The 3771-nt window shown below is 69.6% G+C and carries 6 protein-coding genes; 5 read left to right on the top strand and 1 reads right to left on the bottom strand.

Annotated elements, in window-relative coordinates:
- From AC3XYG_RS31780 to AC3XYG_RS31790, 3 genes are all read left to right on the top strand, one after another.
- On the top strand, positions 1 to 430 hold a 430-nt coding region (locus AC3XYG_RS31780), incomplete at its 5' end, for an ATP-binding cassette domain-containing protein (RefSeq protein ID WP_489143890.1).
- A 10-nt stretch (positions 431 to 440) separates the two neighbouring features.
- Positions 441 to 950, top strand: a complete 510-nt coding sequence (locus AC3XYG_RS31785; RefSeq protein WP_489143891.1) for an OsmC family protein — start codon at positions 441 to 443, stop codon at positions 948 to 950.
- A 98-nt stretch (positions 951 to 1048) separates the two neighbouring features.
- Positions 1049 to 1348: a putative quinol monooxygenase gene (locus tag AC3XYG_RS31790; RefSeq protein WP_489143892.1), complete on the top strand. Its 300-nt coding sequence runs from the start codon at positions 1049 to 1051 to the stop codon at positions 1346 to 1348.
- Between the two features lie 31 nt (positions 1349 to 1379).
- On the opposite strand, the gene AC3XYG_RS31795 is transcribed toward AC3XYG_RS31790, so the two are convergent.
- Positions 1380 to 2288 (bottom strand): LysR family transcriptional regulator, encoded by a 909-nt coding sequence (locus tag AC3XYG_RS31795; RefSeq protein WP_489143893.1) that lies wholly within the window; start codon positions 2286 to 2288, stop codon positions 1380 to 1382.
- Positions 2289 to 2381: 93 nt separating this feature from the next.
- Here AC3XYG_RS31795 and AC3XYG_RS31800 point away from each other — a divergent pair, with 93 nt between their 5' ends.
- On the top strand, positions 2382 to 3221 hold the full coding sequence (locus tag AC3XYG_RS31800) for an SDR family oxidoreductase (RefSeq protein WP_489143894.1): 840 nt from the start codon (positions 2382 to 2384) through the stop codon (positions 3219 to 3221).
- 212 nt (positions 3222 to 3433) lie between these two features.
- Positions 3434 to 3771: (2Fe-2S)-binding protein (locus AC3XYG_RS31805; protein ID WP_489143895.1), on the top strand; the 338-nt coding region annotated here is incomplete at its 3' end.

The following is a 3771-nucleotide window of genomic DNA, read 5'->3' on the forward strand; positions in this document are numbered from 1 at the left end:
CGCCTGGCCGCGCCAGCTGTCGGGCGGCATGGCCCAGCGCGTCGCCATCGCCCGCGCCCTGGTGGCGAAGCCGAAGGTGCTGCTGCTGGACGAACCGTTCAGCGCGCTCGACACCTTCACCCGGCGCGACCTGCACCAGCACCTGCTGGAGATCCGCGACTGGTTGCAGCCCACCCTGATGCTGGTGACGCACGACATCGATGAGGCACTGGCCCTGGCCGACCGAATCGTGGTGCTGGGCGGCCGACCGGGCCGCATCGTCGCCGATGTCGCGGTGACGCTGCCGCGCACCGAACGGGCAGGATCGCCGGAGTTGCTGACGCTGCGCGAAGCCGTGCTATCGTCGCTGGCGCCGCCGCGGGATGCGACGGCCGGCCGCGATGTGGGCGCCGCAGGGCCCCAGGTTTCGGCCATACCCGTCACGGCTTGAGAGAATGGCGATGGATTCCGATGCGCTGCGCGCCATGCAGGCGCCGCTGAAGGACCGGTATCGTGAGGCGCCGGAGTCGGCGCTGGTCACGCTGCGCGCCAAGGGGCGGCTGGGCGATGAAGGGGTGACCTGCAAGGTCGAGACCGGCCGCGCCCTGGCCGAGGCCGGGCTGCACCCCGCGACCGGCGGCGACGGCCTGTCGCTGTGCTCCGGCGACATGCTGCTCGAGGCGCTGGTCGCCTGCGCCGGCGTGACCTTGAAGGCGGTGGCCACGGCGCTGGCCCTGCCGGTCACCGGCGGCACGGTCTCGGCCGAAGGCGATCTCGACTTCCGCGGCACGCTCGGCGTCGCCAAGGATGCGCCGGTCGGGTTCCGCGCCATCCGGCTGCGCTTCGACGTCGAGGGCGACCTGACCGAGGAGCAGCGGGCCACGCTGCTGAAGCTGACCGAGCGCTACTGCGTCGTTTACCAGACCTTGCGCCAGCCGGCAGCGTTCGTGGTCGACTTGGTGAGCGCATAGCTGCCGACGGCCACAAAAGTCCGACCTTTCGGTGCCGCAGGGCTGGTGGCGGGGTGCGCGCTGGGGATAGGATCCGGCAAAACATCGGAGACTCCCAAGTGATTCACGTCATCGCCCTGCTCACCGCCAAGCCCGGCAAGCGCGCCGCCCTGCTGGAGGAATTCCGCAAGGTCATCCCCGCGGTCCATGCCGAGGACGGCTGTATCGAATACGGCCCGGCGGTCGACCTCGCCGGCAGCCCGGACAGCTTCGGCGACGACGTCCTCGTCGTGGTCGAGAAGTGGGAAACCCCGGAGGCGCTGAAGGCGCATTCGGTCGCGCCGCACATGAAGGCCTATGGCGAGCGCGCCAAGGATCTGCTCGCCGCCCGGGCGGTCCACGTCCTGACCCCAGCCTGACGGCAGTGCCACCGGGCGGGCGGAAGCGCATTCAGCGCCGCCGCGCCGCCTGGAAATGGTCGATGAAGGCCCGCAGCCCGGCGGAAGGCAACCGCTGGCGCGGGTAATACAGGCTCAGGCCCGGGAAGGGCGGCGTCCACTCCGCCAGGACCTGCCGCAACTGGCCTGACTCGATCTCCGCCATCGCCGTCCGGGCGCTGACGAAGGCCAGCCCGGCGCCGGCCAGCGCGGCCTGCTGGCTCAACTCCGGGCTGCCGATGGTCAGCCGGCCGGGCGGGTCGATCCGGATCTCCTCGCCCTGGTGCTCGAACTCCCAGCGCAGGATGGCTCCGCTCGGCAGGCGGGCGCGGATGCAATCATGGCCGAACAGGTCGGCCGGGGCCTGCGGCATGCCGCGTACCGCCAGATAATCCGGCGAACCAACCACGATCATCGCCTCGTCGATGCCCAGCGGCAGTGAGACCATGTCCTGCGGCACAGCCTCGGCCAGGCGGATGCCAGCATCGAAGCCGGCGGCGACGATGTCGATCATCCGGCCTTCGGTGACCAGGTCGACCCGCATCTCCGGATAGGCGGCCATGAAGCCCAGCACGATCGGCAGGATCCGCGCCGACCCGCCTTCGGAGCTGTTCAGCCGCAGCAGCCCGGCGGGGGTGTCGCGGAACCGGTTCACCGTCTCCACCGCATCGGCGATCTCGCGCAGCGCCGGCCGGATTCGCGCCAGGAACTGCTCGCCCGCCTCGGTCACCGCGACGCTGCGGGTGGTGCGGTTGAACAGGCGTACGCCCAGCCGCCGCTCGATGCTGGCCACCATGTGGCTCAGCGAGGAGGGCGGCAGGCCCAGCTCCGCCGCCGCGGCGCGGAAGCTGCGATGGGTCGCGACCGCGCCGAGGGCGGCGAGCTCTGCCAAGGTCAGCTGGGCCAGGGCAAGGTCGGCCATTAAACGGCAGCTTTCATCAACTCATCCAGGATTGAACGGATTATCACAACAACACCGTGCAGTCATATGGAGGGCTCATCCAAGGAGCCTTTCATGACCCGCACCGTTCTCATCACCGGTTGTTCGACCGGTTTCGGCGACGCCACGGCCCGCCTGTTCGCCGCCCGCGGCTGGAATGTCGTTGCCACCATGCGCCGGCCGGAGGCGGGCGCCGCCCTGGCCACCCTGGGCGACTATGTCCTGGTCACCCGGCTCGACGTGCAGGACCGCGCCAGCATCGACGCCGCCGTGGCTACGGCGATCGCCCGGTTCGGCCGCATCGACGTCCTGGTCAACAATGCCGGCTTCGGCCTGTTCGGCGTGTTCGAGGCGGCGTCGCCCGAGAAGATCCAGGAGCAGTTCGACGTCAATGTCTTCGGCGTCATGGACGTGACCCGGGCCGTCCTGCCGCATTTCCGGGCCAACCGGTCGGGGACGATCATCAACATCAGCTCCGGCGCTGGCGTCTTCACCCTGCCGATGATCTCGCTGTACTGCGCCTCCAAATTCGCGCTCGAAGGCTTCTCGGAAGCGCTGTCCTACGAGCTGGCGTCGGTGGGCATCGCGGTGAAGATCGTCGAACCCGGCGGCGTCACCAAGACCAGCTTCGGCGAACGCAGCGCCGCGGAGGCTGGCACGTCGGCCGACCTGCCCGACTATCGGCCCTTCCTGGAGAAGGCGATGGAGACCTTCGCCGGGCTGCGGGCCGCGCGAGCGGATTCGACCAGCGAGGAGGTGGCCGAGGTGATCTTCACCGCTGCCACCGACGGCACGGACCAGCTGCGCTACGTCGCCACCGATGACATCAAGCCGCTGGTCGCCGCCCGCCGCGAAACCTCGGAGGCCGAATACCTCGCCTTCATGCGCGCACGGATGGCACCGAAGCAGGGCTAGCCCGACGGCGTTCCCAAGGGCCCCGCACCCAGAGCGGCCGGTCGCCGCCCGGGTGTGGGCTCTCGACGCAAAAATCATTTGTATGCCAACAATAGGCGCGCCAATAATCGATTGCTGCTGGAGTCGCCCTGCCGAGGAAACATGTACACTGGCCTGCGGCCTGATCGCGCTGTCGCGCTTCGCCGTCCGTATGTGAGCATGGCTGGACCCCGGTGAAGATCGCGAGGGCGGACATCGTTGTGAAGGTGAACGGCGCGGAGATGCGGTCCCCCGCCGATCCCGCCACGCCCCTGCTGCATGTCCTGCGCAACGACTTCGGGCTCAACGGCCCCAAATACGGCTGCGGCCTGGGCGAGTGCGGCGCCTGCATGGTGCTGGTCGACGGCAAGGCGGCGCGCAGCTGCGTGCTGCCGGTGGGCGCGACGACGGGCCATGCCGTGACGACGCTGGAAGGCCTCGGCACCGTGGATGCCCCCCACCCGGTGCAGCGCGCCTTCATCGAGGAACAGGGCGCCCAGTGCGGCTACTGCCTGAACGGCATGATCCTGCG

The sequence above is a fragment of the Inquilinus sp. genome (genome assembly GCF_057815775.1).